17 protein-coding genes and 2 pseudogenes are annotated in these 22374 nt (G+C 61.6%); 11 read left to right on the top strand and 8 right to left on the bottom strand.

Annotation, left to right across the window (positions count from 1 at the left end):
• Window positions 1–135: 135 nt before the first annotated feature.
• Together AC5P7E_RS18400 and AC5P7E_RS18395 are read left to right on the top strand one after the other, a co-directional pair.
• Window positions 136–873, top strand: a pseudogene (locus AC5P7E_RS18400) (IS3 family transposase); the annotation flags it as partial.
• 27 nt (window positions 874–900) lie between these two features.
• Window positions 901–1284 carry a TatD family hydrolase gene (locus tag AC5P7E_RS18395; protein WP_080052373.1) on the top strand — a complete coding sequence of 128 codons (384 nt, stop codon included), beginning with the start codon at window positions 901–903 and terminating at the stop codon, window positions 1282–1284.
• Window positions 1285–1304: 20 nt separating this feature from the next.
• Here the strand turns inward: AC5P7E_RS18395 and AC5P7E_RS18390 are convergent, their stop codons facing one another.
• Complete coding sequence (locus tag AC5P7E_RS18390; RefSeq protein ID WP_049439812.1) at window positions 1305–1634, bottom strand: hypothetical protein; 330 nt, start codon at window positions 1632–1634, stop codon at window positions 1305–1307.
• Between the two features lie 102 nt (window positions 1635–1736).
• Here AC5P7E_RS18390 and AC5P7E_RS18385 point away from each other — a divergent pair, with 102 nt between their 5' ends.
• Complete coding sequence (locus tag AC5P7E_RS18385) at window positions 1737–2063, top strand: helix-turn-helix domain-containing protein (RefSeq protein ID WP_005409651.1); 327 nt, start codon at window positions 1737–1739, stop codon at window positions 2061–2063.
• A gap of 54 nt (window positions 2064–2117) precedes the next feature.
• Window positions 2118–2537, top strand: a complete 420-nt coding sequence (locus tag AC5P7E_RS18380; RefSeq protein WP_005409650.1) for a plasmid mobilization protein — start codon at window positions 2118–2120, stop codon at window positions 2535–2537.
• 219 nt (window positions 2538–2756) lie between these two features.
• Here AC5P7E_RS18380 and AC5P7E_RS18375 read toward each other — a convergent pair whose 3' ends face one another.
• Window positions 2757–3437 carry a hypothetical protein gene (locus AC5P7E_RS18375; protein WP_005409649.1) on the bottom strand — a complete coding sequence of 227 codons (681 nt, stop codon included), beginning with the start codon at window positions 3435–3437 and terminating at the stop codon, window positions 2757–2759.
• Between the two features lie 383 nt (window positions 3438–3820).
• Between AC5P7E_RS18375 and AC5P7E_RS18370 the strand changes: the two genes are divergently transcribed.
• The 4 genes and pseudogenes from AC5P7E_RS18370 (at window position 3821) to AC5P7E_RS18355 (ending at window position 12021) form a co-directional block, all read left to right on the top strand.
• On the top strand, window positions 3821–5296 hold the full coding sequence (locus AC5P7E_RS18370) for a competence protein CoiA family protein (RefSeq protein ID WP_049439816.1): 1476 nt from the start codon (window positions 3821–3823) through the stop codon (window positions 5294–5296).
• A 131-nt stretch (window positions 5297–5427) separates the two neighbouring features.
• Entirely contained in the window at window positions 5428–10353 is a 4926-nt protein-coding gene (locus AC5P7E_RS18365; RefSeq protein ID WP_495222861.1) for a DEAD/DEAH box helicase, read from the top strand.
• 19 nt (window positions 10354–10372) lie between these two features.
• On the top strand, window positions 10373–11374 hold the full coding sequence (locus tag AC5P7E_RS18360) for a restriction endonuclease (protein WP_005409646.1): 1002 nt from the start codon (window positions 10373–10375) through the stop codon (window positions 11372–11374).
• Window positions 11375–11396: 22 nt separating this feature from the next.
• Window positions 11397–12021: pseudogene (locus AC5P7E_RS18355) on the top strand (histidine phosphatase family protein).
• 37 nt (window positions 12022–12058) lie between these two features.
• Here AC5P7E_RS18355 and AC5P7E_RS18350 read toward each other — a convergent pair.
• From AC5P7E_RS18350 to nudI, 5 genes are all read right to left on the bottom strand, one after another.
• Window positions 12059–12538 (bottom strand): hypothetical protein, encoded by a 480-nt coding sequence (locus AC5P7E_RS18350; protein ID WP_005409644.1) that lies wholly within the window; start codon window positions 12536–12538, stop codon window positions 12059–12061.
• Complete coding sequence (locus tag AC5P7E_RS18345) at window positions 12531–14864, bottom strand: hypothetical protein (RefSeq protein ID WP_032965863.1); 2334 nt, start codon at window positions 14862–14864, stop codon at window positions 12531–12533. Before AC5P7E_RS18345 ends, AC5P7E_RS18350 begins: the two co-directional genes overlap by 8 nt.
• Window positions 14861–16372, bottom strand: a complete 1512-nt coding sequence (locus AC5P7E_RS18340; RefSeq protein WP_049449467.1) for a site-specific integrase — start codon at window positions 16370–16372, stop codon at window positions 14861–14863. Before AC5P7E_RS18340 ends, AC5P7E_RS18345 begins: the two co-directional genes overlap by 4 nt.
• Window positions 16373–16391: 19 nt before the next feature.
• Window positions 16392–17612, bottom strand: a complete 1221-nt coding sequence (locus AC5P7E_RS18335; RefSeq protein ID WP_032960048.1) for a site-specific integrase — start codon at window positions 17610–17612, stop codon at window positions 16392–16394.
• Between the two features lie 345 nt (window positions 17613–17957).
• The gene (gene nudI / locus AC5P7E_RS18330; RefSeq protein WP_062607032.1) at window positions 17958–18389 is read right to left on the bottom strand and encodes a nucleoside triphosphatase NudI; all 432 of its coding nucleotides are present in this window, start codon (window positions 18387–18389) and stop codon (window positions 17958–17960) included.
• A 180-nt stretch (window positions 18390–18569) separates the two neighbouring features.
• Between nudI and AC5P7E_RS18325 the strand changes: the two genes are divergently transcribed.
• Window positions 18570–20753 carry an AsmA family protein gene (locus tag AC5P7E_RS18325; RefSeq protein ID WP_114618432.1) on the top strand — a complete coding sequence of 728 codons (2184 nt, stop codon included), beginning with the start codon at window positions 18570–18572 and terminating at the stop codon, window positions 20751–20753.
• Between the two features lie 72 nt (window positions 20754–20825).
• Window positions 20826–21311 (top strand): TspO/MBR family protein, encoded by a 486-nt coding sequence (locus AC5P7E_RS18320; RefSeq protein WP_099485313.1) that lies wholly within the window; start codon window positions 20826–20828, stop codon window positions 21309–21311.
• Between the two features lie 16 nt (window positions 21312–21327).
• Here AC5P7E_RS18320 and AC5P7E_RS18315 read toward each other — a convergent pair whose 3' ends face one another.
• Window positions 21328–21621: a hypothetical protein gene (locus AC5P7E_RS18315; RefSeq protein ID WP_099485314.1), complete on the bottom strand. Its 294-nt coding sequence runs from the start codon at window positions 21619–21621 to the stop codon at window positions 21328–21330.
• Between the two features lie 127 nt (window positions 21622–21748).
• Here AC5P7E_RS18315 and AC5P7E_RS18310 point away from each other — a divergent pair, with 127 nt between their 5' ends.
• Window positions 21749–22330: a biliverdin-producing heme oxygenase gene (locus AC5P7E_RS18310; protein WP_162792517.1), complete on the top strand. Its 582-nt coding sequence runs from the start codon at window positions 21749–21751 to the stop codon at window positions 22328–22330.
• Window positions 22331–22374 lie beyond the last annotated feature (44 nt).

Raw genomic sequence — 22374 nt, 5'->3', positions numbered from 1 at the left:
GGTGCGACCACACAGCAGCTGCGGTCGAATCCCGCCTGCCCAGTTCGCTGCCAACCACCGAGCACAACAAGCCGACAACGCAGTAACCTTCAACCCCGGGCTTTATCAGTAATCACTGGTATGGCCAGTGGGGGCAGGTCAGCCGCGCGAATCCGCGAGATGCACGAGGACAGCCGTGGCACTCTCGGCGCCGGTCGCATGCACGAAGACCTGGTCGATCAGGGCGAGTCGGCCAGCTTGAACCGCGTGGCGCGACTGATGGCGGCCGAGGGTTTGCAGGGCTGGCCGCGCCCGAAGCGGCGCGGTCAGCGCGGACGGCCGGCGCTCACGCCTCCGGGCGTGCGCAACCTGCTGGAGCGGGACTTCACCGCACTGGAGCCGGAGACCAAATGGGTCACCGACATCACTGAGATCAAAACAGGACAAGGCAAGCTGTATCTATGCATCGTGCTGGATTTGTTCGACCAGCGCGTGGTGGGTTGGTCGATGCACCACAGGCAGGACCGGCACATGGTGATCCGGGCGGTGCAGATGGCGGTATGGCAGCGGCAAGGCGCGGAGCCGGTGATCCTGCATTCCGATCGCGGCAGTCAATTCCGAAGCGGCGACTACCAGCGGTATCTGTCGAGAAACGGCCTGGTCTGTTCGATGAGCGCGGTGGGACACTGCGGCGACAACGCGGCCTGCGAAGGGTTTTTCGGCGTGCTCAAGCGCGAGCGGATCTACCGCACGAAGTACCTGACACTCGATGCAGCGAAGACTGATGTGTTCGAATACGTCGAGCGGTTCCATAACCCGAGGATGCGGCGAAGAGTCGCCAGGCGCGATCGGGAGTTCCAAGCTCTTTCACAAGCGTCCGTGATTTCGGGGTAGAACCCCTGCTCCAATGCAGGGGGCAAGATCCTCTCGTTACACAGCCGCCGCGCTAGCAAAGACGTTCTGAGTCGGCTGGCAGGGCATCCGAGCGCTGGAATTCCTATCCTTCATTGGTTCAGTGGTACGGCGAAAGAGGTCGACAAGGCGGTGGAGCAGGGATGCTGGTTCAGTGTGGGCCCAGCGATGCTAGGCAGTTCAAAGGGACGCGCTCTGGTGGATCGCATGCCAAGGGAGAGGGTGCTCACCGAATCCGATGGTCCGTTTGCGCAATTTGATGGCCGCTCTATTCTTCCGTGGGAGGCGTCGTTCGCCGTACTCGGATTGAGTGCTGTGTGGGCAGTGCAGCCCGCGGAAGCAGAGCAGCAACTTGCTGAGAATCTGATGCGCTTAGGCTCGGCACCGTTCTAGAAGTGCCTCCGAGCGCACGGTCAGCCGTCGCGGAGGCGAGCAGACGCCTTGTCGATGAAGAGTGACATCTCCAACCGGGAGGACAATGCCCCGGGCGGCACATCCGTAGCTAGTTTTTGGGCAAGCACCGATGCCAGAGCCATCTGGGCATCAGTTGGTGCTTTTATGTCCCAGTCCAAGGCTTCAGACAGTGCGCTGGTCAAGTGCTTGCCAAGCCTAATGTTGAATCGCTCACGCGCGGTCGCCTCTCGCAACCGGGCCCATTGACGAACGAGGGCGCGCTCGTCCGACTCCGAGATCGGGACCTCGAGGGCTATGCCGTGCTCATGTGCGACCAGATAGAGGCCCATGAAGCAGTTGGATCCTTGAAGACTTGACCGGATACTAAGTATATCTTAGTGTGAAAGCGTGGACGCTTGCGCCATCCTATGGTTCCAACCGTAGGGGGCCCAGTGTCCGACACCTCGCGTCCGATCTTTGCCCGGAGACTGGCCGAAGCCCGCAAGCGCGCGGGTTTTTCCCAGGCTCAGCTTGGCGTTTTGGCCGGTATGGAGCCTGAAGTGGCGAGCCCTCGCGTCAACCAGTACGAACGCGGCGTGCATGAGCCTCGCGCCGAGATGGCGAAGAAGCTTGCGGAAGCCTTGAATGTCCCTGCTGCGTTCTTGTACACCGAGGACGAAATGTTGGCCAAGCTGCTCCTACGCTGGAATGATCTCAGCAAGACGCAGAAGCGCGATCTGGTGAAGCAGGTCGAGCAGTCAACTGCCACAAGCAAGTGACGGCCGAACCGGCAGTGCGCGCCTTCCAGTCGGACGATGAGTCGGGAGACGTGAATGCCTGACGTTCGGAACGAATCCGTGAGGGTCGCTTTTACCTCCGAGGAGAAGCGCAAGCTTGTCGAGTCCGCCCGCATAGAAGGCCGATCACTCGCTGACTACATCCGCGAGCGTGTCCTTGCGGAATGCCGAGTAGAGGACGAGGTGTTACATTTCCTGCTAAACGACTTGGCTCGCGCAGCGATGCCGCTGCAACGTGCCGGAACCGGTCAGCCCGATCCGGACGACGCTAGTGCGCCACAAGAACTGCCGGAGCAGCAGCGCGCACGCATAGCCAAGGAAGTGCGGGCTTCATTGTCTGGCGAGCAGATCGAAGCTTTGTCCCAGTTCTTGAATCCTGCGTTCGAGCGAGGGCTTTGGCCCGGCCCCGCGCCGCGAAATGGGAGGATGGAAGATGGGCAGCCAGGATCCAAATGATTCCCTGTCCAATGGTCCAACGAGCTTCATCTGCATCCGGTAGACGGTGGCCGTTGGATCGGGGTGGTATACGGAAAGATGCCAACCGGATGGACACTGGGCGGCTGTCAAGTATCGACACCGTATGTGGCCGATGTACCGATTAGGCCATCTGCCACATGATGCAGCCATACGCGATTAGGGGACGTTTATCGGGGTAGGGCGGCTGAGCCCACTCCTTCAGCCTGCATCTTGCGCGTTAAGCAATGACCGCCCGACAAGGCGCACCGGGTCAAACGAGAACACGTGCTCCAGCGGCGCATCATGGCAGCGACCAACCAATCGGTCAGGAAACGCGGCCCGTCCGTAATCCAGATCCACCTCGGCCGAGCAGATCGGGCACGTGCCCCAGTGGCGCACGACGGAGAACTCTCGGGACTTCAACTTTCGACCTGGCGCCGGCATGGTGCGGAGCTGACCGTAGAGCTCGCTCAGCGCCAGGAACGAGGGCTCCGCTATGGTTACCCGCTGTGTGGGCAGAAGGATCACCGGCCGCAACAACCACCAGAGCCCGGCCGTCACCAGCATCACCAGGCCGAGCTGGGCCAGTGTCGCGGTGGTCACCGCGTGGCCACGGCTCCATGAGGTGTACAGCCAGAACCAGACGAGTCCGATGAGCACCATGTTCAAGGCCGCGGTTCCGATAAGCACGTAGCCGCGCCAGGACTGCACCGGGAATGGCCGGCTGCCCACCAACAGCCGGAGCCATAGCGCTGGCTTGGCTGGATCCATCTGGTAGCGGATCTTGGTCGGATCGGCCTCTGGTGGCGCGACGTCCTCCTCGGGCTCCGCTTCGGGCGTCGGGCGGAAATCGAAAGACAGCCGAGAGGGCAGGCCACGGCCGCCCCCTTTCTTGACCACGAGGTAAGGGGTAAGGGCAGAGCCTGCCTGAGCGCACCGCTGTCGAAGCTGTTCCTGTCGCGATTCCCACCAGTTCCCCAGCTCGGCCGCCCGGAATACCTTGGACTGGCCATCGCCAGTTCCTTCCAACTGCTGAAAGAGCGCCGAAGGGTAGTGGTGTCCGTCTCGGGGGGCGGCTCGCCGCGCGAGATGGCGGTCAGGGTCGTGTCCATGACCTCCCGAAGGACCCGGGCATTGCGCTGCTGTCCCCCCTCCCGATCCAGCCATTCAAGCGCCAATTGGAGGGATTCAACCTGTGGATTACCCGTTTGGGCGGGTTTAGATCTGTTTGCGTCCATGGCCTGCCGCGAATTTCTGCTTTCCCTCCGATCAAGGAAAGCGCCATGGACACCATCCCAGAGCCGTTCTCACTTCGCAATCCGTCGGGCAACCCGCTGGCGCGGCGTGGCGGGTTCCGCGTCCCGTTTGGCCTGAAGGATGGCCGTGTCTGGGCCCCCAGCGAGGTGTCCAAAGGCAATGCGTGCGGCTGCATCTGCCCGGGGTGCCATGCCCCGCTGTCGGCCAAGGCCAAGGAGAGTCGCCGCAAGCGCCCCCACTTCGCCCACCTGACTGACACCGGCTGCCAGACGGGTCGTGAAACCGGAATTCACGAACGGGCCAAGCAGCTGATCGCAGACCACCAGCGGCTGGTGATCCCGGCCTGGACCGGCGACCCGATCGACATGCCCAACCCGCCGCATGCCCGTGACGACGATGGCCGGCTCCACTGGGGGCGGAAGGTCGACCAGCCGAGCCGCAGCATGTCGTTGCGCGACATCGAGATCGAGCGATCGCTGGGCAGCTACAAGCCCGATGTCGTTGCCCGGGATGAGGTGGGCGAGTTGCTGATCGAGATCCGCGTGACCCATGCCGTTGGCGACATCAAGGCGGCGCGCGTCCAGGCGCAGGGCCGGAGGATGGTCGAGATCGACCTGTCCCAGCTGCACCGCGACACTCCCCACGACCTGGCCGCCTTCGAGCACGCCGTGCTCGATGACGCTGCCAATCGCAGTTGGATCTCCTGTCCCGAGGCGGTAGCGGAGTGGGGGGCTTCCAAGCAGGAACTGGACGAGCAGGTTGCGGCGAGGAACCAGCAGATCGCACAGCTGCGGGAGCAGATGGCCAAGGCGGCCCAGGCCCGCAAGGAACGCGAGGCCCAGGAGACCAGGGACAAGGAGGGCCGGAAGGCCTACATGCACCGCCAGGAGCGTGCGAGACACGCTGAGGACCTGGGCCATCTCATGGAACTGACCTCGCCTGAGCGGATCGAGCGGATCCTGCGCGAGTATCGGGTCAGCGCGGAAGACCGCGTCAGCGAGCTCCTGGACGCCGTGCCAGCGGCGATTCGGTCCGCCTGCCTTCGAGCCCATGAAGATGCCTGGATCTTCGGAGTGGACCCGGTTCTTTGGCAGCTCCTGGCCCATGACCACTTCGTGGCAAAGCGGTCCCCGGGTGATCGCTTCAACCAGAGGGACGTCGCCGCGTGGGTCCGGCGTAGCTTCTACCCAGAGAGGGCGCTGTACAGGCTCTTCGTCACCCAGTACGCCGCCCGCGCCGAGGCCCAGCGCGCAGGGTTCGCCAAGAGAGGGCTGGCTTACTGGGTTTTCACCGACGAAGAGAACGAGCGGATTCCGAACTTCTACACGCCCGTCAACGACTTCGTCGACAGGCTGGAGTCCGCCCGGGTCATCCGACAACTGCCGGCGCCCAGGGGCGAGTGCGAAGTCCTTCCACCGCCCGCCGGTGGCTGGCACCCGGTCGCCTACGTGGATCCGGGCAACGATTCCGGTGACCGATCATCCTCGCTTGTCGCCCTTTGAGCCGGCGGCACCTAGAATCGAGGTCTGGAGGGGGCACGCGATGCCATGAATGTCATTGATTTCAAATGGCGTGGGAGTCCTGTCGCCCCCTTTCTTCCTTCGATTCACCGTTTTGCCAGGATCCGGAATCTGTGACCGTACTTGAGACTCTGCTCGACACCCTGCGCCAGTCCTCGATGACCGAGCGCGAGAAGGGCACCTACTTCGAAGAATTGATCCTGGCCTACCTGCGCAACGAGGCCACCTACCGCGACCTGTATGCCAAGGTCTGGACCTGGTCCGACTGGGCGCCCGCCCACGGCTTCAGCGCGAAGGATGACGGCATTGACCTGGTCGCCGAGGAAGCCGGAACCGGCGCGATCCACGCCATCCAGTGCAAGTTTTACGACCCGGACTACCGGCTGCAGAAGAAGGACATCGACAGCTTCTTCACCGCCTCGGGCCGCAAGCCATTCGCGCACCGGGTCATCGTTTCCAGCACCGACCACTGGTCCGACAATGCCGAAAACGCGCTGATCGACCAGCAGCCGCCGGTCAGCAAGATCACCCTGCACGATCTCGAAGCCAGCCAGATCGACTGGTCGCGCTTCCAGCCCAACGCCCCGGTCGCGCTGAAGGCGAAGAAATCCCTGCGCCCGCACCAGCAATCCGCGCTCAAGGCGGTCACCGCCGGGCTGCAGGACGCAGACCGCGGCAAGCTGATCATGGCCTGCGGCACCGGCAAGACCTTCACCAGTCTCAAGATCGCGGAAAGCATGGCTGGCAAGGGCGGCCGCGTGCTGTTCCTGGTGCCCAGCCTGTCGCTGCTGCAGCAGACGCTGACCGAGTGGACCCAGGAAAGCGCGATTCCCCTGCACAGTTTCGCGGTGTGTTCCGACAGCGACGTCGGCAAGAAGAAGGGCCGCAAGGAGGACGACGCCGTCCAGACCCTCGCCCACGAACTGCGCTACCCGGCCACCACCGACGCCCGCGCACTGGCCAAAGGTGTCGCCGCGCGCAGCGACAACGCGCACATGACCGTGGTGTTTAGCACCTACCACTCCATCGAGGTCATCCACGACGCCCAGCAGCAGGGGCTGGCCGATTTTGACCTGATCGTCTGCGACGAGGCCCACCGCACCACCGGCGCCACCTTCGAAGGCGACGACGAATCCGCCTTCGTGCGCGTGCACGACGCCGCCTACATCCGCGCCGGCAAGCGCCTGTACATGACCGCCACCCCGCGAATCTACGGCAACGAGGCCAAGGCCGTGGCCGAGCGCGACAACGTGGCGCTGTACTCGATGGACAACGAGGCCTGGTACGGCAAACAGCTGTTCGTCATCACCTTCTCGGAAGCCGTCAAGCGCGGCCTGCTGGTCGACTACAAGGTCATCGTGCTGGCAGTCGAGGAAAGCCACATCAATCGCCGCCTCCAGACTCTGCTGAAGGACGAGAACAACAGCCTGCGCGTGGACGATGCCGCCAAGATCGTCGGCTGCTGGAAGGCGCTGGCCAAGCTCGGCATCCACGAGGGTGCCGGCGAAAGCGCAGAACCGATGAAGCGCGCGGTCGCGTTCTGCCAGGTCATCGAGCCCAGCCGGGGTGGCAAGACCCACAAGGTCAGCTCGAAGGAAATCGCCGACATGTTCAAGGCGGTCGTGGACGCCTACCAGGACGCCGAGGACATCGAAGACGCCGCGCGCATGACCTGCGAGGCCAAGCACGTCGACGGCAGCATGAACGCCGGCGAGAAGGAAGCGAAGCTTGACTGGCTCAAGGCACCCACGCCACCGGACACCTGTCGCGTGCTGAGCAACGTGCGCTGCCTTTCCGAAGGCGTGGACGTGCCGGCGCTGGACGCGGTGCTGTTCCTCACTCCGCGCAACTCGCAGGTGGACGTGGTGCAGTCGGCCGGCCGGGTGATGCGCAATGCCCCGGGCAAGCAGCGCGGCTACGTGGTGCTGCCGGTGGTGATCCCTGCCGGCATCGAGCCGCACGAAGCGCTGAACGATAACCGCACCTATGCAGTGGTCTGGCAGGTGCTGCAGGCGTTGCGCAGCCATGACGACCGCTTCGACGCGATGGTCAACAAGCTCGACCTCGTCGGCCCGGACCGCAGCCGGATGGAAGTCGTCGCCGTCGCCGACACGGTGCAGCGCAAGACCGCGCGGCTGCTGGACGGCAATGCCCGCAAGGCGGCCAAAGCCAAGAGCAGGCACAGTATCGGTGAAGCCCAGCCCGGCTACGAAGCCGAAGTGCAAAGCGAATTCGAGTTCGAGATCGGCGAAGTCGAGCGCGCGCTCTACGCCAAAGTGGTCGAGAAGTGCGGCAACCGCCACCATTGGGAGGACTGGGCCAACGACATCGCCAAAATCGCGCAGACCCACATCGACCGTATCAAGGCGCTGCTGGAAGACCCCAGTCAGGCCAAGGCCCGCGAAGCCTTCAGCGCCTTCGCCAACGAACTGCGCGACGACCTCAACGACAAGGTCTCGGACGCCGAGATCATCGAGATGCTGGCCCAGCACCTGATCACCAAGCCGGTGTTCGACGCGCTGTTCGCCGACTACAGCTTCGCCAGCCACAACCCGATGTCCAAGGCGATGCAGGCCGTGCTCGACGTACTCGACGAACTGCACCTGGAGAAGGAAGCCGACACCCTGCAGGCGTTCTACGACAGCGTGAAGCTGCGCGCCGAAGGCATCAACAGCGCCGCCGGCAAGCAGAAGATCGTGGTCGAGCTGTACGACAAGTTTTTCCGCAACGCCTTCCCGAAGATGACCGAGCGCCTGGGTATCGTCTACACCCCGGTGGAAGTGGTGGACTTCATCCTGCACAGCGTGAATCACTTGCTGGAGCAGGAGTTCGGGCAGACCCTCGGCAGCAATGGCGTGCACATCCTCGACCCCTTCACCGGCACCGGCACCTTCATCACCCGTCTGCTGCAGTCCGGCCTGATCAAGCCGGAAGAGCTGGATCACAAGTACCGGCACGAGATCCACGCCAACGAACTTGTGCTGCTGGCCTACTACATCGCCGCGATCAATATCGAGGCCACGTATCACGGCATCGCCGGCGGCGACTACGTGCCCTTCGAGGGTATCTGCCTGACCGACACCTTCCAGATGTACGAGAAGGAGGATCTGGTCGATGCGCTGCTGGTGGACAACAGCCAGCGGCGCAGGCGGCAGAAGACGCTCGACATTCGCGTGATTGTAGGCAATCCGCCGTATTCGATCGGACAAGGCAGCCAAAACGACAACAATCAGAACATCGGCTATCCGGCGTTGGATGCACGCATCGCGGAAACCTATGCCGCACGCTCAGGCGCGGCGTTGTCCAAGGGGCTTTACGACAGCTACGTCCGTGCCATCCGCTGGGCCAGCGACCGCATCGGCAATGCCGGCATCATCGGTTTCGTCACCAATGGTGGCTATCTAGAGAAGGCCGCCATGGACGGGGTGCGGCGCTGCTTAGTGGCCGAGTTCTCCAGCCTGCATGTATTCAATCTCCGCGGCGATATCCGCAAGAACATGCTGAGCAAAGGACAAGCGAAGGAAGGTCAGAACATTTTCGGAAGCGGCAGCATGGCGGGCATTGCCATCTCACTTCTGATCAGAAATCCTGAAGCCAATCAGCGTGGTCACGTCTACTACCACGATATTGGTGACGATCTAAGCCGCGATGAGAAGCTGGGCAGGATAGAAGCCTATGCCAGCGTCGACGGTATTCCCGAACAGGAATGGCAGCACATCATCCCGGATGCGCATGGCGACTGGCTGAAGCAGCGCGATGACAGCTTCGGGCGTTTCATCTCGCTGGGCGACAAGAAGGGCGACGCGTCCAAGATGTTCGACAACTTCTCGCTAGGCGTGGCCACCAACCGAGATGCCTGGGCCTACAGCCATAGCAAGGCCAAGCTTGCGGAAAACATGCGCAACATGATCGGCTTCTACAACGCCGAAGTGGCGCGCTTCGATGCCGCGCATATTGGACTGGACACCAAGGCGCGGCAGGAGCGCGTGGACGGATTCATTGACAGCGACCCACTCCGCATCAGTTGGACTCGCGCGCTCAAGCAGAACTTGACCAAGAATCGCACCTACACATTCGATGCCGAGTGCATCGTTCCCAGCCTGTATCGCCCGTTCACCAAACAATGGCTGTACTTCAATCGGACTTTCAACGAGATGGTGCTGCAGATGCCGCGCATCTTCCCAGATGCTGCTGCAAAAAACGTAGTAATTCAGCTAAGCGGAGCTGGAGCACGATCTGGATTTTCCGCGATTATTTCTGGCCATATACCGTCCCTTGACACCATTGAGAAGGGCCAGTGTTTTCCGCTCTATCTCTACGATGAAGCCGCCCAACAATCCGATGACGGCCTGTTCGCGAGCATTCCCAATGATGGCCCACGCCGACGCGAGGCCATCACCGATGCCGGCCTCGCGCATTTCCAGTCCGCCTATCCGGGCGAGACGATCAGCAAGGAAGACCTGTTCTATTACATCTACGGCCTGCTGCATTCCCCCGACTACCGCGAACGCTATGCCGACAACCTGAGCAAGGAGCTGCCGCGCATCCCGCGTGTGCGCACGGCACAGGATTTCTGGCATTTCAGCCGCGCCGGCCGCGACCTCGCCGCGCTGCACCTGAACTACGAAACGGTGGACAAGTACCCGCTCACCATCGAGACCAAGGGCAAGCTGTTGGATGCCGACTACCGCGTCGAGAAGATGAAGTTCGCCAAGAAGAAAGACCCGGACACCGGCAAGTCCGTCAACGACCGCGGCACCGTGATCTACAACGGGAAAATCACACTGCGCGACATTCCCGAAACCGCATGGGGCTACATCGTCAACGGCAAGGCCGCGCTGGATTGGGTGATGGAACGCCAGGCCCTGCGCGTGGACAAGGCCAGCGGCATCGTCAACGACGCCAACGACTGGGCCATCGAAACCATGGGCAACCCGAAGTACCCGCTGGAACTGTTCCAGCGCGTGGTCACCGTCAGCCTGGAAACGCAGAAGATCGTCGCTGCGCTGCCACCGCTGGATATCCGTGAAGACGGCTGACCCCCACAAGGACATTCCTATGAATGAAGTGGTGTGGGGCATCCACGCAGGCCGCACCGGCGATGCCGATGCCTTGTTCCTGAAGCAAGGCTGCATTGCCATCGGCTGGGACGCCATGGGCGACCTGTCCGTACTGGCAGCCGACCGCGACGCCTTCCGGCAGTGCTATGTGCAGGCCTACCCGGATGCGAAGAAGGGCGGCATTGCCACGGTGTCCGGCATTCCCTACCGGTTCCTGCACGAGATGAAGGCCGGTGACCTGGTGGTGTACCCCTCCAAGCAGGACAAGCAGGTACACATTGGCCGCGTCACTGGCCCGTACCAGCATGTGGCCGATGCCACCCACGGGTACCCGCACCGCCGCAGCGTGCAATGGCTGAGCCACGTGCCGCGCCTGCAGTTCACCCAGGGCGCGCTGTACGAAATCGGCTCGGCGCTCAGCCTGTTCCAGGTCAAGAGCTATGCCGACGAATTCCGCGCGGCGGTGGGCGGCAAGTCCGCACCTCCGTTGCCGGTGGACCAGGACCATTCGGTGAGCCTGGTCACCGATGACATGGAAGACACCACCCGCGACTTCGTGCTCAAGCGCCTGGCGCAGGAATTGAAGGGCCTGCCGCTGGAGGATTTCGTGGTGCACCTGCTGCAGTGCATGGGCTACCACGCGCGCAAGACCCGTGTGAACGAGCCCAGCGTGGACGTGATCGCCCACAAGGACCACCTGGGCATCGAGCCGCCCATCATCAAGGTGCAGGTCAAGAGCAGCCCCAACACCGTGACCGACAAGGACGTGTCGGCGCTGTACGGCAAGCTGTCCCACGGCGAATACGGGCTGTTCGTGACCCTGGGCAGCTACAGCCCGTCCTGCCGTAATTTCGAACAGGGCAAGGGCAACCTGCGCCTGATCGACGGAGATGAACTGGTGGACCTGATCTTCGCCCACTACGAGCAGTTCGATTCACGCCACAAGGGCCTGCTGCCGTTGCGCCGCATCTACGTGCCGCAGGTGCTGGAGGCGGACTAACAATGGCAGGGCTGCGAATTTGATGCATCGCTCCATCTATCTGGTACGCCACGGAGAAAGTGTCTCCAATGCGGGTGGCATCACCATGCCCCATGCCTTGATTCCACTAACAGAAGCGGGGCGCAAGCAGGCAGAGGCGCTATCGGCTCGGTTGCCAGCTCAGCCCCCCCAGGATTCTTGCCTCGCCCTTTATCAGGGCGCTGGACACCGCCGAGCCTTACGCCAAGCGAAGGCAGGTCAAGATCGAGCAGGAGCCGTTGCTGCAGGAATTCGACATGATCGACCCGGTGTTGATCGCCGGCATGGACCAAGACCAACGGCGCCCGATCGCCGATGCGTTCTGGAAAGAGGGTGATCCCACAAAGCAGATGGGCGAGCAGGCCGAAAGCTTCGGGCAGTTCGCGAGCCGAGTATCCGCGTTCATGACCGACCGGCTCCCGCTGCTACCCGACGGAACGGTCTGCTTCGGTCACGGCATCTGGATCGGCATGGTGGCGTGGAAGCTGTTGGGGTTCGGCGCAGACACCAGTGATGACATGCGCCGCTTCCGGCGTTTCCAGACTGGCCTGCCGCTGCCCAACGGCGCGGTCTACGCGCTTGAGGAATTGGCGCCCGCTCAGTGGTTACTCCTCAATAGATTCGCGTGAATCACACGCTTCCGCACCGCGGTCGAAGCATCGCCGATTACTTTGGCCTGCGCTGCGGAAGTGACTCCACCGTTGCTTCTGGCAGCGCGCCCAGCTGCGCCAGCTGGTCCCTTGAGCCGCTGTACGATTCATAGAACTGTGCCCACTTGCTGAAGCCGCCCAGTTCGCCTACTGCGCGGATCATCGCGACGTGGGATGCCGTGAGCAGAGCGACCTGCGATTCAAGCTCGGCGATGCGCACATCGCGATCTGCCAGGGCGCTGGCCGCGGCATCACCAGAGAGCTTTCCAGGCCTGCCTCGCCAACGACGGAATTCGGCTTGCCGCTCCTGATACTGCGCAAGCATGCGGCTGCGTTCTTTGCTGCGGGTGATCGATGATGCGGCTTTGATTTGCGGATGCAAGCGTGCAACCGCCCGCGCGGTGATGTCCTCGTCGCGCGATAGCAGGTCGTCCAGCACTCGGCGCATTTCCGGATCGCAATCGCGTGTGGCTTGTTGCAAGCTGTCGTTATCCATCCATGACTCCGCTGCGGCGAGGAAGAGAGAGGTCGGGACCATCAGGGAATGGCTTATCGCCTTCCTTGGTCGCCAGGAGCGTGCGCACGCCGTCAAGTCTGACCTTGGCATGTTGAATCTGGTTCGTGCGGCCGATGCTCTTTGATGGCCTGGCTTCTGCGATCTCGACAGCCGCGGCCAACTTGAGTTCGAGCGTCCGCAGGTGACGGCGGTTCTCCGGCAAGTTGGTTGCCGACAGATGACGGCAGCCGGAGAAGCACTCCAGATGCTTTGGACACGGATCGACAGTGAAGCTGTTCAAGCAATGTCCGTATGGAGTCGCGTGAAAGCCATCGGCTTCGACCTTCAGAAACTCGAACGCTGCGGTGTCACCCTCCGCGCTCTGGATCTTCTTGAACGCATCCACGATTGGACCACTGGCTTTGCCGGATTGGATCATCTTCGCGACAGTGCTGGCTTTCTCGCCGAGTGCCATTTCCACGTCTGGAGGCAGTTCGAGTTGATCCAACTCTTCCGCCAAGCTGCGATGATCGTACTCGTAGCTTTGGGCCACGCTGCGGCGATTGAAGCGTTTGGAGATGACGGTGTCGGCTACGCCGAGACGGAAAAGCTCGGTGTTCTGTAGGTGACGCAGGGTATGGGAGGTGAGTACCAGGTCCTTGTCGTCGTCAGATTGCCCATACCGTTTGAAAAGCGTGTCGCGGGACTTCTGCTCGCCGAGGGAAAGATTGACCAAGCTTGTATCGGGCCGACCAACGGAGATGTATCGGGTGACATCGCAGACCCCATTGTTTCGCTCCTCGGCTAGGGACCGTTTCGGATGCAGGAAAAGGAATTCCCAGGAAGCAAAGCTGCGATCGGTCAGACTGAAAAGCTCGGTGTCCGGCAACTTTGAGCTGGCCGCGACACGAAGGTAACTTTCAAGATCTCCGATTCTTACGAAGACCTTGCTCATGTCGCGCTTGCCGTTGGGTGAGACCGCCCTGCCTTCGACGTCTCTCAGCACCAATGCGCCACCATCTTTGCCCTCGAATCCCGCCATCCGGCGAAAGTACATGCGAGCGGTCGCACTCATTTCACCTTGAAGACTGGCATTCAAGCTCTCTTGAACTTTCTGGAGCTCGTCGAAGCAATCAGCGGAATAGTTTTGACGGCACTTCTGCATCCAATACTGTTTCTTGTCCTCGGCCAGGTCTAGCCAGAAGGCGTTTCCGGAAAGGCGAGAGTAGATTTGCGTGGTCGGCACCAGCTCACCGAGCGCAAAGTCTGGCAGAACGCGCCCTGTTTCAGTTTGCTTCCTCAGCGTGCTTCGTAGCGGATTTGTGATTGCCTCAGCACGGGTCAGGGTCTCGCTCACGATCTCCTCGAACATCTGGGGAACGTAGTGAGTCTTGGCGACTAGCACCTTGCTATCTGCATTCTTTGCCTGCTGCTTTTCGGCGAAGTGCCGAATCATGAGCGATTTGGAGTAGCCACCTAGCTCCCCTGCAGGCCGCTGCTTCGAGTCGTAATAGTGCCGGTCCGTCCGCCACTCAGCGGGGAGGAGCGTGGCCTCACCAATTCGGAAGCCCGTCAAGATCATGATGCGAATGGCCGCAAAGCGCAGTTCGTCCATGAAGGTCAGGGGCTGCTCGGTCATAACGATCCGGACCAACTCCCAGAACGCGCGACGTTCTGGTAGGCGCTCAGCGCGCTTGCGATCTTCCAGGTTGTGCCGAATCTCCGCTTGAGAATTGAGAAATTTGGACCGCCGAGTGGCTCTAGGCTGGAGACGTGCGGCGGCGAGGGCAGGGTAGAGCGGCCCCACATCGGCCAAATGGTTGGCATCAAACACCACCTTGGTCAGACCCGCGATCAAGTCGCCAAGCTTGCCCGACGCCTGGATGCTGTTGCCGGTGCGAACCGCGAGAGCCATCTCGTCGACGGTGACACTCCACGGCTCAGCGTCCCCCGCGCATGTAGCGATCACGCGCAAGGGGCGTGCCACATTGTTGGCGATGTGACCGAACGAGTTGCGGCGAACAAACAGCTGTTCCATGACGGCAGCTTTGATGAGGTCTTGCCATGCGAGCGAAAAAGTGCGCGCATGCAGAACCGGTAGCCCGTTCGAAGAGTGGGCTGCGTTGAGCGCATCAAGTGCCGAAGGTTCCGAACTGAAGTGGCGCAAGCGATGCTTAGGTGCAACGCCTCCTGCAAGCGCAGTGAGGTCCCAGTCGTACCCTTTGATCGCCGTGCCGCTCTGGTCCAGAGGAATTCCCCAAGGAACCCCATGCGTCGCGGCCAGTTCCATTCCGAGCTTGATGAAAGCGGCGAAGTGGGGATTCAAGACGGCGTACCTTCGAGCTCAACCACCACTGCCTGAACCTCTGCGATCGTCCGTTCAAGCTGTAGATAGGCCGGCGAAACCGCGTCGCCACGAGACGAGTCGTGGAAAAACCGCGCCACATCCCGAAAGTCGGCTAGAACTCTCGAGTGCATCTGAACGTCGTGAATCGGCATGAACTTCCTGCAGCCGTAGCAGGACAAGATCGGGTTGTAGGGACACGCAGCCTGCCCGGAGGTGCACCCACCGATCCCCGCGATCGGAACACCATGTGGCGCTCCGCCAATCTGCTGGGACTCTTTCAATTGCGCGAGTTCTTCTGGACCGATAAAACGATTGTGGGCAATGCGAGCCACGCGCTGATAGATCTCGGAGATTCCCAGGGCTTTGTTCACCCGCTCAGCCTGGTTGGCCGATGTTTCGTAGTACACGAGCGCAGTCGTCATATCCGAGTGCCCAAGGAACTCGGCCAGTTCCTCTTGGCTTGCGCCGGCGTCAACGAGGCGTTGAGCGGCTGTATGTCGTAGATTGACGGCAGTCGCGCCAAGCTCGAGCAGATCGCGGAGTAGGGAGCTGATGCGACGACTTGCTTCATTTGCGGATGTGGCGCCGAACACCCTAGCGCCCGCGTCATCGCCATCAACCTGAAAGCGCCGTTCGATCTCGACGAAAAGAGGTGTCCACTCGCGTTTTACTCGTCTAAGCAGCGGCTTGGCGGCACTAGAACTCCGCTGTTTCGCCATGCGGAATGTGATGTGGACGGAAGCGAACATGTCGACGGATTCGTGACGAACTTTGACGTCACGAAACGTGAGCATTGCGATCTGAACCGGTCGCATCCCGAACTGGTACGCACACAGCAGCATCGCTGCGTCTTGCACATCTTCGAGGGTCAGCGACGACGCTTTGGCCTGGATTGCCGCTTCGTCCAAAAAACGAACTACCGCCGCTTCATCATCCACCGAGAGAAACGCTTCGCCAGACCGGACGACGGCGTACTTGTCGTTGAAGGGAAGGGGCAGGGCGGATATCACACCGTGATAGGAGTCAGCCCATTGGTTGAGTCGATATTTGCATAGCAGTCGCAGGATAGATTTCGCGCACGCGTACGCTTCCGCCGGCAGGTCGCGTGCAAAAAATGTCGCCCAGAATGATCCTATTCCTGTTGGTGCTACCCCCAACAACCTGACGATTTCTGCCTCGCCGATTGCCTTGCTGCCACGGGCGTACTTGCTTGCCGACGATGGAGCCAGGCCTTCACCCAGGAGGTACAAGAAGACGTGTTTTATCAACAAGGCGAGTTGCTCGGACAGATGATCAAAGCCAACTTTCACAACCCGGCCATCGATATGAACCGCAAAACATCTGGCATTGGCTGGATCTCGAATTGATCGTTGCTTTCCGTCGAAATCGTCGTAGTACCGAATCACCGGAGGCAACGACGGTAGTTGAGCAACTATTTCGCAAGCCCCAGCTTCCAGCTGCCATTGAATATTTTCATTTCTAGCCATGTCGCGCTCCAAGCGAGACCTAGGAGGGGATCGCTCTTAGAACGGAAACTCTCTCGTCTAACGCGTCGTTCCAGACTGACGAGAGACGATCTTCAAACACTGCCCGGGCATAGCGAACTGGCATCTGTGACTCTCTGGACCAACCAAAAAACGCCCTGAGCTTCTGGAGCGCTTCTTCCATTGGATCACCCTGCTGCAGCAGCTGATTCAGTCTTACCACGGCGCATGTATGACGCAGATCGTGGGGTGTTATGGTCGTCTTCTGATTTCTGTCCGTTAGCTCTTTAAGGGCAGCGCGTGGGAGGCTCACGGAGATCTTTGCGAACATCTTCGTCAAAGACTCCGTTGACAACGGCGTGTTCTGCTGCGTGTTCAACAGGAAGGCGTGACTTGGCTTTCCTCGATAGTTCTCGACGTAGGTTTGCACCAACGCAGCAATCGTGTTGCTCACTGGCAGTTGACGAACGGAATCCGCAGATTTAATGCTGGGTCGCGAATACCGTGGATCAACCTCGTCATCGGAATACTTGCTTTCCGACACGTTCAACCAGTGCCGGGGTCGTTGTTGACGATCATCGAATCCGCTTTTGACAACATCCGCCGTGAGGAGCATCAGCTCACCGCGCCGGAGGCCCTGGTGAAGCATCAACAAGAAGGCCACGAAGGTTAGCCACCTGGTATGCGTTCTGGGGAATGGGTTGGTCGCAGATGCTGGGTCCAACATTTCGTATAACACTTCAACCACGCTGGCCGGCAGTGAACGGATCTGGCTCGCGTGCTTGCTCTTTCGCACATGTAGCTGCCCATAGAGATTGGACAGGCGATGCAGCCGACCCTCGATATGCCGTAATCGATCCGTTGGCAGGGTTGTCTTCGACAGCCAAGTGACTACGGCCGTGACGAAGGACAACCCGGTTCTCCAACGTGTCTCGTCGGCGGACCCTACGTAGGCTTGGTTTCGAATGGATATGAACCAAGACTCAAGAATCTCGGCAAGCCGTACGTCATCCAGGTCGCCCAATGCATCGTCTAGAGAACTGGTTCCAAATAGGCTGTCTGCGTGGGCGTAGAGGTTCTCCACATAGCGTAGCCGCTTGACCTGAGTGGATGCGGCAAGCTCAGAACTCGACATCGATGTCCAGACGCTGGCCCAGTAGCGCGGCAGCCTGTAGCGATCATCGACAATCAATGCGCCTCGGAGTGAGCTCGGGACTTGAGGATCATTCAGCAGTCTAAGCACAAGGAACTCTTGGAGAGAGCAGCATGATTTGTACCATTTATCACGTCACTGTTGCGGTCAAGTAGGCCTAGAAGGCCTTCTCAACGCAACACCTCAATAACTACCACTTTTTCGCATAATGTATATTATGTTCAAAGCATCCCGAAGGACGGCGGCGTAGCGAAGGCAAATAGAGCAATGGGTGCCCAAAGTAGGACCTTCATCGTTCTCCCGCCTCCAATCGCATCGGCCGGTCACTTGCCCTGACAGGAACGTGATTTCCGTCCGGCGTGACGCGTCACGTTAATAGCCTATGGCAGTCCGCTGGCGCAGGCCCTCGATATAGACCCGGTGCCTCTTCCTGCACTAGTTCGAAAGCAGCCCCTTCGCCAGAAGCGTGATTCGGGTCGCCGCATTGAGGTCGTACGCACCCAGATCCTTCGGTTCTACCCAGGCATGGGCATCAAACTCCTCGTTGATCGTAACGTCACGATTCAGTGCTTCGCAGTCGAAGATCAGGTAGATCATGTGGATCTGCTCGCTGGAACCGTCCGGATAGAGCTTGGTGCGGATGTCGTCGCGGAAGGTCCACGGTTGAACGGCACCGATCTGCAGCGCGTGCCCCAGCTCTTCGCGGATCTCCCGGCGCAGGCCTTCCTCGATGCGTTCGTCGGGCTCCAGCCCGCCACCGGACAGTGCCCATTGGCCTGGAAATGCACCACGATCCAACGGCATGCGGCACAGCAGGTAGGCGCCCTGGTTCTGGATCAGCGGGCATACGATGACGCGTTGTCTCACAGTGTCTTCCTTGGATATCGGATAGGTGCCGGATGGATTGTATGAAACCCGGTTCCATCCCGATGGGTTGCAATTGATTTAGCGTGGCAGGTCACGGCGAACCTGCGCGGCGCGGCGGCTTCACATGCTGCCGCCGCTCACTTCGCAATAGTGCGGGGGTCCTCGTTGTTCGAGTGGTACATGTCCCCTCCTCCTGCGCCCGCACATCACCTGCCCCGGCGATGGCGCATTGCCATCTACATCCTGCTGGGCTTGTATGTTGCCTACCTCCTGGTGGGCAACATCTTCCTCAACACCCCGCTGTTCGACCAGGTCACCAACCGCAAGCCGCACAAGTTCGTGATGACTACCGGCCCAGCCGTCACCTTGCTGCCCGGCCACGTGATCGCCTGGAACGTGCACATGCGCGGCCACGTCAACCACACCGTCTACGTGCTGCATGCCGACCGGGCAAGCGCCAGGCTGGCAGTCCTGCCGCTGTTCCAGCGCGAAGTGCGGGTTCCGCGTCTGCAGGCCACGGGCGTATCGGCCGAGATCAGCCGTGTTGAAGAGGCCATCCCGCCGCCCCCGCGCAGCGACCAGGGCTGGACGCTGCGTTTCGATGCCATCCACAGCGACAGCATCCGCAGCGCCCGTTTCGGCAAGCTGCTGATCATCGGCAAGGGTCAGGGCACGGTCGGCTTCGTCAAGCAGCTACGCGGCGGTCCTTCGGAACTGCTGGATTCAACCGTCACGTTCAAGGGGGCGGACACCAGCTTCGATGGCGTGCAGCTGCTGGGTGACATGAACCTGGCGGCACGCTTCAGCTACCCGCGCCATTACCGGGACCAGGCACCTGGGCTCGCCAAACTGAAGATACTGCATGCCCAGCTGGATGTTGATGCACGCAGCCAGGGCCTGCGCATGGATACGGATGCCACCACCCCGAAGATCTCCAGCGCACCGGTGCCGGGCCACCTGCAGCTCTCGGCACACCTGATCGCCGGCCAGCTGCAGCCCGGCGACCACGCTCTATGGCAGGTGCCGCTCTATCTTGGGGACGGCGCTCCCGATCGCGGCGTGCTGGCCCTTCAGCTCAATGTGGCCAATGACCTGCGCCTGCAGGCACGCCTGCCAGCCCGACCCGGCTCGGGCAGCGAAGTGGATGCGGACCTGCACGTCACCGGTCGTGACATTCCCTTCCAGGATCCGGCGCAGTTGCTGGAGCGAAGTTCCGGCACGGTGCGCGGCGAATGGACGTTCACCTCGCTCAACTGGATCCCTGCCCTGTTCGTCCGCAAGCCGTGGCTGCAACTGGACGGTGGCGGCACGCTGAAGGCCGACCTGCGGCTGCGCAATGGCGAGCTGAGCGAAGGCAGCACGGTGGACATTCCCTCTGCCGAAGCAGTCGCCGAGGTCGCCGGCGTCCGGCTTGCCGGTACCGCCAGCGCGCATGGGGAACTGAAGGGCGGCGACCCCAGCCAGGCGCTGCTTGCCGTCCGCCTGCCCCGCTTCACCGCGCGTCCCACCGATACCAAGGCCGTTCGGCTGTTCGACGGCCGCGATCTGGCGTTGGACCTCACCGGCGACGGACGCCTGCAGGAACTGCGCAAGGGGGTGCGCGCGCGCCTGAGCTTCAGCGACGCCACCATTCCGGACCTGTCCGCCTACAACCGCTATCTGGGTTCAGAACAGGTGCGCCTGCTGCGCGGCACCGGCTCACTCAGCGGTGATGCCACGCTCGATACCGATGGCCGCGTTGGCCATGGCACGGCCCGCCTGCACGGGCGCAACACCAGCGCCAGAGTCGCAGGACTGGACATGGGCGGCGATGTGGATGTGGACGCAACGCTGCGCCGGGGCGACTTCAACCAGCGTCACTTCGATCTGTCCGGCACCACGGTCGAGCTGCGCAACGTGCAGGTGACCGGCACCCAACGCTCGACCGCGTGGAAAGGTCGCGTGGCCTTCAAGCGCGGCCGCATCGACGCGCAATCGCCCTTCCAGGTGGATGCCACCACCGAGCTGACACTCAGCGATGCGCGGCCCCTGCTGGCGCTATTCGCGGAACGCACGGACTATCCGCGCTGGACCCTGTCGCTGCTGGATTCAGGCCAGGTGGATGCGCAGGCCAGGCTGCGCTGGCGCCCGGGCCATCTGGTGATCGATGGCCTGCAGGCCGAGAATGATCGGCTGTCGGTGCGCGCGCGGTTGGACCTGTTGGAACAGCGCAAGCGCGGTGACCTTTATCTGCGCTGGGGGCTGTTGGGTGCGGGCATCGAACTGGACGGCGGGCAGCGCCAGTGGCACCTGGCCAAGGCACGCGAGTGGTTTGACGAGCGCCCTTCCCTTCTGCCAGCAGGCACTGGCGGGTCTTCAGACTGAAACCGGCACGCCTGCATCCAGATGACGCCTTCATGCGTATGCATCGCATACGGAGCATGGAGCGGTTTGTGGATGAAGCGTGGCACACAGATTTTCGGGTTTCTGGGCTGGTTGGCCATTACTTTCGCTGCGGCCGCGCTGGGCGCGTGGGCGTCTTCGTCGGCGGCCGCCTTCTATGCCTCGCTTGACCTGCCCGCGTGGGCACCGCCGGCAGGTGTCTTCGGTCCGGTGTGGACGCTGCTCTATGCCTTGATGGCGGTGGCGGCCTGGCGGGTATGGCGCGAGCGCGGCTGGCGCGGCGCTCAACCGGCGCTTCTGCTCTATCTGCTGCAACTGGCCGCCAACGCACTATGGAGCTGGCTGTTCTTCGGCTGGAAACTTGGCGCCGTCGCGTTCGCTGACATTCTTCTACTGATTGCACTGGTGTGCGCCACGGTCGTCACGTTTGCGCGCGTCAATCGCGTTGCGGCGATATTGCTGCTGCCCTATCTGGCTTGGATCTCGTTTGCCTGCGCGCTGAACTACTCAGTCTGGCAGGCCAACCCCGCGCTGCTGTGACGGCTACGCACGCCAATCAGGCCTTGGCAATCGCGTGCGGACACCACGCCCTCAGCAGGGACGGCTTGAAGGCCTGCTGGCCGCAGCCCGTGGGGCAGCGCACCACTCTGGCAGAAGAATGGCTCACCAGCCCCTGGCCTTCCTCTGCCTTGAACACCGTCTCACAGGAAAGGCAACGAGCCACCAGCGAGTACAGATGCAGCAGGCGACCGCTGGCGGGATCCTGCAGGGCATCAACATCCAGCAATTCAAACTGGCAGCTGTCGGGCAGCATGCGATACGGGAGGGGTGGCAGCGTCTGCAGGTTCACGGGCGTGGCAACTGTTGAAGGTAGACCAACCCTAGGTCACCCCCTGTCGAGCCGGTGTGCAGCCCATATGCACCGGCTGCGAAACCTCTACACGCCGGCGGGCACGATTCTGCTAGGGTGCCTGCCGATGTCCGTGCCCATCCCAACCCGCCCTCATACCGTCCCTCTCAGCCTGATGCTGAAGGAACACACCCGCAGCATTCACGGCCGCCTCGATCAGCATTTGCTGGAACAGCGCATCTTCGCCTCGCGCGAGCGCTATCTGGCCTTCCTGCGCGTGCAGTGGCAGTTCCATGCAAGCCTTGCGCCGCTTTACCAGAACCCCGACGGGGGCGCAGCCAGATTATCGCTGATCGAGGCGGACCTGCGGGACCTGGGGGCGTGCGCACCAACCCTGCACACGTGGCACCCGCAGTTGCAGGTGGCCTCTCCAGCCACCGCTCTGGGCTGGCGCTACGTGGCAGAAGGCTCCACCCTTGGGGCGGCGGTGCTGTTGAAGGCGGCGGCGGCATTGCGGCTGCACGCCGGGCATGGTGCCCACCACCTGCGCCCTTCCGAGCTGGGGGTTGCCGAGTACTGGCGACGTCAGCGCGAAGCCATCGATGCTGCGGCACTGAACAAGGACGAGCAAGCGCATGCTTGTCGCGGTGCGATGGATGGCTTCCAGTTCGTCCGTCGCTGCGTAGATGAAGAATTCAGGTTTGAATGAAATGCTTTTCATGCGCACCCGGCGGTAGTCGAAGGCACGCTTTT

This window comes from Stenotrophomonas sp. YJH_SMC_25, assembly GCF_059369595.1.
The sequence above is the reverse complement of the archived record's forward strand: the minus strand, read 5'-3'. Positions and strand labels throughout refer to the sequence as shown.

Coding starts and splice junctions, on each gene's coding strand:
- AC5P7E_RS18390 (WP_049439812.1), bottom strand. CDS start 1,634: ATGGGCCTCTATCTGGTCGCACATGAGCACGGCATAGCCCTCGAGGTC.
- AC5P7E_RS18380 (WP_005409650.1), top strand. CDS start 2,118: ATGCCTGACGTTCGGAACGAATCCGTGAGGGTCGCTTTTACCTCCGAG.
- AC5P7E_RS18370 (WP_049439816.1), top strand. CDS start 3,821: ATGGACACCATCCCAGAGCCGTTCTCACTTCGCAATCCGTCGGGCAAC.
- AC5P7E_RS18360 (WP_005409646.1), top strand. CDS start 10,373: ATGAATGAAGTGGTGTGGGGCATCCACGCAGGCCGCACCGGCGATGCC.
- AC5P7E_RS18350 (WP_005409644.1), bottom strand. CDS start 12,538: ATGGATAACGACAGCTTGCAACAAGCCACACGCGATTGCGATCCGGAA.
- AC5P7E_RS18340 (WP_049449467.1), bottom strand. CDS start 16,372: ATGGCTAGAAATGAAAATATTCAATGGCAGCTGGAAGCTGGGGCTTGC.
- AC5P7E_RS18325 (WP_114618432.1), top strand. CDS start 18,570: ATGTCCCCTCCTCCTGCGCCCGCACATCACCTGCCCCGGCGATGGCGC.
- AC5P7E_RS18320 (WP_099485313.1), top strand. CDS start 20,826: ATGAAGCGTGGCACACAGATTTTCGGGTTTCTGGGCTGGTTGGCCATT.
- AC5P7E_RS18310 (WP_162792517.1), top strand. CDS start 21,749: ATGTCCGTGCCCATCCCAACCCGCCCTCATACCGTCCCTCTCAGCCTG.